This is a genomic window from Halomonas sp. TH-94 (assembly GCF_057473365.1).
In genome coordinates this window covers 40,342-46,707 of the sequence record NZ_JBYCKL010000058.1, presented here as the reverse complement: position 1 = coordinate 46,707, position 6,366 = coordinate 40,342, and the positions used below count along the sequence as shown (strand labels likewise).

Below are 6,366 nucleotides of genomic sequence, written 5' to 3'. Positions count from 1 at the left end.
TCGACCTTCACCTTGGGCAGGAAGTCGACGACGTATTCGGCACCGCGGTAGAGCTCCGTGTGGCCTTTCTGGCGACCGAAGCCCTTAACTTCGGTCACGGTGATGCCCTGAACGCCGTTGTCGGCCAAGGCTTCGCGCACGTCGTCGAGCTTGAACGGCTTGATGATGGCGGTAATGAGCTTCATCGCGTCTCTCCCTGCTGAAATGGTGGCGGCGGGGGTCGCCTGCCGGCTGTACGCCTCCTTATGCTCGGATCGTGCCAAAGCGGATTTTTATTTCTCACAAACAGTCGGTTGCGATTTATTACAAGCATGCCTTGCGCCGCGATGGCGCAGGGTGGCGAAGCGTTGCGCACCATTTTGGTGCTCGCGCTCGACGCAAGCGCGCTATCACAGGGCGCTAGAAGAGACATGCGTCGTCACGAGGCCTTGCGTATGCTGTAGGGCAAATGTGCAGGCAAAGGAGAAGCGCACCATGGCGAATCAGGACCCCATCAGTCGGCTGGCTCAGCAGCTGGGCGAACGCCTTCAGGGCGCCGCTCAGGCACCGGAAGAGCTGCAGAAGGGCATTCAGCAGGTGGTACGCGGCGCCTTCGATCGCCTCGAGCTGGTGTCGCGGGAAGATTTCGACATTCTGATGGACGTGCTGCAGCGCACGCGTATTCGGGTCGAAGCGCTCGAACAGCAGGTCGAGGCACTGGAAAAGGCGTTTGTCGCACGGGAGACCCCGGTGACCAAGGCGACGCTCACGCTGCCCGAGGATGCGGCCAAGGGCGACGGCGAACCCGGCGAAGCCAAGCGCTGAGCCAGCGTGGAGAGCCTGTTCTGGCACAGTGCTAGTATCTAGCCCTTACGCAAATGGAATGCGAGGGACCGCGAGATGCTGGCGATCGTTGCCACACGGGCCGGCCTGGGGCTGGAAGCGCCCGAGGTGCAGGTCGAGGTACACCTGGCCAATGGCCTGCCGGGAATGACTCTGGTCGGCCTGCCCGAGGCCGCCGTCAAGGAGAGCCGCGAGCGGGTGCGCAGTGCCCTGGTCAACGCCGGTTTCGACTTCCCCAATACGCGAAGAATCGTGCTCAATCTGGCGCCCGCCGCCCAGCCCAAGGTCGGCGGGCGCGTCGACCTGCCCATTGCGCTGGGCATTCTGGTGGCTTCGGGGCAGGTGCCAGGGGAGGCGCTGGAGGGCATCGAGAGTGTCGGCGAGCTGGCGTTGGACGGCCGCCTGCGCCCCATCAGCGGCGTGCTGCCGCTGGCGCTTGCCGCTCGCAGGGCCGGACGCAAGCTGATCGTGCCCAGAGAGAACGCCGACGAGGCGGCGCTGGCCGGCGATCTGCAGGTGCTGCCGGCCGAGCACCTGCTCGACGTGATGGCCCACCTGCTGGGCCAGAAGCCCATCGCTGCACACCGGCTCGAAAAACCGCCGGTCTTCGACTCCCGCGAGGGCGACCTGGCCGAGGTGCGTGGCCAGCATCAGGCGCGCCGGGCGCTGGAGATCGCCGCCGCCGGCTCGCACAATCTGCTTTTCGCCGGTCCTCCCGGCACCGGCAAGACCATGCTGGCGAGCCGCCTGCCCGGCATCCTGCCCGAACTCACCGAGGAGGAGGCCCTCGAAGTGGCCGCCATCCGCTCGGTGTGCGGCCTGCCGCTGGCCGAGCAGTGGGGGCGCCGGCCTTTTCGCTCTCCCCACCATACCGCCAGCGCGGTGGCCCTGGTGGGGGGCGGTTCCTGGCCACGTCCCGGGGAGATTTCGCTGGCTCACCACGGCGTACTGTTTCTCGACGAGCTGCCCGAGTTCAGCCGTCACGTGCTAGAAGTGATGCGCGAGCCGATGGAGTCGGGGCGCATTCATATCGCCCGGGCCAACCATGAGCGCCGTTTTCCGGCCCGCTTTCAGCTGGTGGCGGCGATGAATCCCTGCCCCTGCGGCCACCTTGGCGACCCACGCCAGGCTTGCCAGTGCACCGCGGCGCAGATTCAGCGCTACCAGTCGCGGCTCTCGGGACCGCTGCTCGACCGTATCGACCTGCAGATCGAAGTGCCGGCGCTGCCGCCGGAACAGCTGACCTCCCGCGAGGTGGGGGAGAGCTCGGCGGAGGTTCGCGCCCGGGTCGTGGCCGCTCGCGAGCGCCAGTATGCCCGAGGTGCACTCAACGCCCACCTTGGCGGACGCGAATTGGAGGCGGCCTGCGCCCTCTCGACGGCCGACCGCGCCTGGCTGGCCGGCGTGCTCGAGCGCCTGCGGCTCTCGGCGCGGGCCTACCACCGGGTGCTACGGGTGGCGCTGACCTTGGCCGACCTGGCCGAAAAGCCGCACCCGGAGCGCGGCGAGCTGATGGAGGCGATCGGTTATCGCCAGCTCGATCGTCAATTGCGCCAAGGCTGACGAGATTACAGCGCGGTGGCGTCGAATGCCCCTTCGACCTCGGTCTGCCACAGGGCGTCGTCGTCATCGGGGCGATGCAGCGAGAGCACCAGACGATAGGGCAACAGGTCACGGTCGGTCAGGCGCAGGCGCGGCGCGGTGGCCTCCAGATGGCTCTTGAGCCGCCACTGATGATCGCCGCCTACGCCGCTCATGGCGGGGCGCCAGTCGATTACCTGGGGGCCGTCGCTAGCGCCCAGCAGCGCGCGGGTGAGGCTCTCCAGGAAGCGGTCGCTTTCGATCTCGAGGCTTTCGTCCACCTGCGGCGCGACCAGCAGCAGTACCTGATCCGCAGGGGGCTGCAGTGCATCCACCTCCATCACCCGAGCGACGGCGCGATCGCTGAGGTTCTGCAGCGCACGGCGAATGGGGTCGGGTTCGGGGGGCTGGGCGGCACATCCGGTAAGTAGAGCGAACAGCACGAGTAGTGCGATGTGTCTCAGCATCGGGAGATTCGCTCCTGAGCGGTCGGCGCGACGTGCTGCTCCAGCTCGTCGATAAAGCCGTCGAGAGAGCGGAACAGGGCATCACGTATGCACTCGGCCTCATTGACCAGATGGTGACGGGCCTCCGGGTGGCGTTCGATCCGGGCATTGGGGAACTTGCGTTTCAGCACCTCCAGGTTCCACTCCCAGTCCACGGTGGCGTCCTGCTCCCCTTGCAGGATAAGGGTGGGAATGTCGCTGGGGGGAAGGGCAAGCAGCTGGGGCATCCAGCGGCGCATGGCGCTGACCCAGTTGAGCGATAGGTGCTCGGGCTGCAGCGGGTCGCGTTCGCGCAGGAAGGCGGCGAACTCGGCATCGGTGGAGTTGGCGCCGAATCGGCGAGGCAGGCTCTGAACGAAAGGCCCTACCAGGGAGTGCAGCCAGCCAGCCTGGGGCCAGCCGGTGGGGCGCACCAGGGGAGCGAGCAGCACCAGGCCCGCCCAGCAGTTCTCATCCGGCCGGCTCAAGGCATCGGTGGCGAGAATGGCGGCTCCGGTGCTCTGACCGATGCCGAGCCAGGGTCGCGGGGCCAGCCCGCTGGCTTCCAGCTGCTCCTGTAGCGCACCCAGGCATTCGCCATAGTGGGCGAAATCGTCGATACAGGCGCGCTTTCCGCTCGACAGGCCGTGCCCCGGCAGGTCCCACAGCACCACGCGCCAGCGCCGTTCCAGCAGCTTCTCCAGCAGATGACGGTAGAGCCCCAGATGATCGTAGTAGCCATGCACCACGAACACCGTGCCGATGGGTTCCTCCGGGCTCCATACCTGGGTCCAGAGTTGATAGCGCTGGGTATCGGTGTAGCCCACGTAGAGCCCGATGTTCTCGCTGAGCAGCGGCGCTAGGCCGTAATGTGCCAGATAATTCGCCAGCGAAGGCTCGCTTGAGCGAAAAGGGGCCACCGGTCCCAGGGCCTGCAGGGGTGTAAAGTCGGTCATATCATGCTCCAGCGGATCAACGTGTTTCCCCTCGATTCCTTTCGTTACAGCAACACTGAGCGTGCAGTCGGGCCCGCTACCGGCCATGCTGTCGGTGAGCAACTGCTGTGACAGCCAACTTTATTGACCATTTGGTCAGAAATCCGCGTCTTAACCCTATGTCTAGTAGGGTAGACCTCTCCTCGGGTTTACATGTGGAACAGTTTTCCACAAAATTGGCCCCTTCGCAGTGGTATCACCCCCACGAATTGCGGCTGGCCGAAGGCACTGATCGGCCGCCACGCAGGAGGAGACTCTTCCATGTCCGAACGCGTCACTCGCCATCGTCTCCAGGTGGCCGCTGAACTGGACCGCTTCATCAACGATAAGGCCCTGCCCGGTACCGGTATCGATAGCGAAAGCTTCTGGGCCGGGGTCGATGCAATCTTTCATGATCTGACACCGAAAAACCGTGAATTACTCGCTGAGCGCGAACGTCTGCAGTCTCAGCTGGACACCTGGCATCGTCAGAACCCCGGCCCGGTGCGCGATATGAGCGTTTATCGCGCCTTTCTCGAGGAGATCGGCTACCTGGTGGAGGCGCCTTCCAAGGTTACGGTTTCCACCGCCAATGTCGACCGCGAGGTGGCCATCCAGGCCGGCCCGCAGCTGGTGGTGCCGGTGAGCAACGCACGCTATGCGCTGAATGCCGCCAACGCCCGCTGGGGCAGCCTTTACGACGCGCTCTACGGCACCGACGCCATCTCCGAGGAGGGCGGTGCCGAGAAGGGCACGAGCTACAACCCCAAGCGTGGCGACAAGGTCATTGCCTACGCCCGCGGCGTGCTCGACCAGGCCGCGCCGCTGGCTACCGGCTCTCACCGCGATGCCGTCAAGTACGTGCTGCGCGACGGCCAATTGGTGGTGTCTCTGGAAGGGGGTAGCGAGAGCGGCCTGAAGGACCCGAGCAAGCTGGTGGGCTACACCGGCGACGCGGCGAGCCCCGAGGCGATCCTGCTCGCTCACCATGGCCTGCATCTCGAGATTCAGATCGATCCCAGCCACCCCATCGGCAAGACCGACCCGGCCGGCGTCAAGGATCTGCTGGTCGAGGCCGCGCTCACCGCGATCATGGACTGCGAGGACTCCGTTGCAGCGGTCGATGCCGAGGACAAGGTCGGCGTCTACGCCAACTGGTTGGGCCTGATGAAGGGCGACCTGGAAGAGGCCATCGCCAAGGGCGGCAAGACGTTCACCCGTCGCCTGCATGCCGATCGCACCTATGCCACGCCGGACGGCGGCAGCCTGACGCTGCCCGGCCGTTCACTGATGTTCGTGCGCAACGTCGGCCATCTGATGACCACTCCGGCGGTGCTCGACGCCGACGGCAACGAGCTGCCCGAGGGTATCCTCGACGGCATCGTCACCAGCCTGCTGGCCATGCACGACCTCAAGAAGGGCGAGAACGAGCCCCGCAATTCGCGCAGCGGTTCGGTCTACATCGTCAAGCCGAAAATGCACGGGCCGAAGGAAGTCGCCTTCTCCAACGAGCTGTTCGGCCGCATCGAGGACCTGCTCGGCCTGTCCCGCGACACCCTCAAGATGGGCATCATGGACGAGGAGCGCCGCACCTCGGTCAATCTCAAGGCGTGCATCGCCGAGGCTGCGTCACGGGTAGTTTTCATCAACACCGGCTTCCTCGATCGCACCGGCGACGAAATGCACACCGCCATGGAAGCGGGCCCGATGATCCGCAAGGGCGACATGAAGAACTCCGCCTGGATCGGCGCCTACGAGCGCAACAACGTCCAGGTCGGCCTGGCCTGTGGCCTGCGCGGCCGCGCTCAGATCGGCAAGGGCATGTGGGCCATGCCGGACCTCATGGCGGCCATGCTCGAGCAGAAAATCGGCCACCCCAAGGCCGGTGCCAATACCGCCTGGGTGCCGTCGCCCACCGCTGCTGTGCTGCACGCGCTGCACTACCATCAGGTCGATGTCAGCGAACTCCAGCGTGAGCTGGAAGCCCAGGGCGAGCCCGATCTGCTGGACGACCTGCTCACCGTGCCGGTGGCGGAGAAGGCCGAGTGGTCCGACGCCGAGCTGCAACAGGAGCTCGACAACAACTGCCAGGGCATCCTCGGTTACGTGGTGCGCTGGGTCGAACACGGCGTGGGCTGCTCCAAGGTGCCCGATATCCACGACGTGGGTCTGATGGAGGATCGCGCTACCCTGCGTATCTCCAGCCAGCACATCGCCAACTGGCTCCACCATGGCGTGGTCGATGGCGAGCGCGTGCAGAAGACGCTGGAGCGCATGGCCAAGGTGGTCGACGAACAGAACGCCGGCGACCCGGCCTACAAGGCCATGAGCGCCGACTTTGCGGCCTCGACCGCGTTCAAGGCCGCCAGCGACCTGGTCTTCAAGGGCCGCGAGCAGCCCTCGGGCTACACCGAGCCGCTGCTGCACCACTGGCGTGCGGTGCACAAGGCACACTGATGCCTTGATGCAAGGCTGAGCCAGGCCCTAGCGCCCCGGGTACCCCC

At 65.8% G+C, this 6,366-nt stretch carries 6 protein-coding genes; 3 read left to right on the top strand and 3 right to left on the bottom strand.

From position 1 onward, the window contains the following. A partial coding sequence (locus AC2VNO_RS11345) for a P-II family nitrogen regulator (protein ID WP_486934223.1) occupies positions 1-185 on the bottom strand: 185 nt, incomplete at its 3' end. Between the two features lie 289 nt (positions 186-474). Between AC2VNO_RS11345 and AC2VNO_RS11340 the strand changes: the two genes are divergently transcribed. Continuing rightward, positions 475-804, top strand: coding sequence for an accessory factor UbiK family protein (locus tag AC2VNO_RS11340; protein WP_486934222.1), 330 nt, complete (start codon positions 475-477; stop codon positions 802-804). A gap of 75 nt (positions 805-879) precedes the next feature. Further along, positions 880-2,385 carry a YifB family Mg chelatase-like AAA ATPase gene (locus AC2VNO_RS11335; RefSeq protein WP_486934221.1) on the top strand — a complete coding sequence of 502 codons (1,506 nt, stop codon included), beginning with the start codon at positions 880-882 and terminating at the stop codon, positions 2,383-2,385. Between the two features lie 5 nt (positions 2,386-2,390). Here the strand turns inward: AC2VNO_RS11335 and AC2VNO_RS11330 are convergent, their stop codons facing one another. Both AC2VNO_RS11330 and AC2VNO_RS11325 read right to left on the bottom strand, forming a co-directional pair. Beyond that, the gene (locus tag AC2VNO_RS11330; RefSeq protein ID WP_486934220.1) at positions 2,391-2,870 is read right to left on the bottom strand and encodes a hypothetical protein; all 480 of its coding nucleotides are present in this window, start codon (positions 2,868-2,870) and stop codon (positions 2,391-2,393) included. Beyond that, positions 2,864-3,844: an alpha/beta hydrolase gene (locus AC2VNO_RS11325; RefSeq protein ID WP_486934219.1), complete on the bottom strand. Its 981-nt coding sequence runs from the start codon at positions 3,842-3,844 to the stop codon at positions 2,864-2,866. Before AC2VNO_RS11325 ends, AC2VNO_RS11330 begins: the two co-directional genes overlap by 7 nt. A 300-nt stretch (positions 3,845-4,144) precedes the next feature. On the opposite strand from AC2VNO_RS11325, the gene AC2VNO_RS11320 reads away from it, so the two are divergent. Continuing rightward, positions 4,145-6,319 (top strand): malate synthase G, encoded by a 2,175-nt coding sequence (locus AC2VNO_RS11320; RefSeq protein WP_486934218.1) that lies wholly within the window; start codon positions 4,145-4,147, stop codon positions 6,317-6,319. Positions 6,320-6,366: the final 47 nt, after the last annotated feature.

Excerpts from the sequence above, each read along its gene's own strand:
- AC2VNO_RS11340 (WP_486934222.1), top strand. The coding sequence starts at position 475 with ATGGCGAATCAGGACCCCATCAGTCGGCTGGCTCAGCAGCTGGGCGAA.
- AC2VNO_RS11335 (WP_486934221.1), top strand. The coding sequence starts at position 880 with ATGCTGGCGATCGTTGCCACACGGGCCGGCCTGGGGCTGGAAGCGCCC.
- AC2VNO_RS11330 (WP_486934220.1), bottom strand. The coding sequence starts at position 2,870 with ATGCTGAGACACATCGCACTACTCGTGCTGTTCGCTCTACTTACCGGA.
- AC2VNO_RS11325 (WP_486934219.1), bottom strand. The coding sequence starts at position 3,844 with ATGACCGACTTTACACCCCTGCAGGCCCTGGGACCGGTGGCCCCTTTT.
- AC2VNO_RS11320 (WP_486934218.1), top strand. The coding sequence starts at position 4,145 with ATGTCCGAACGCGTCACTCGCCATCGTCTCCAGGTGGCCGCTGAACTG.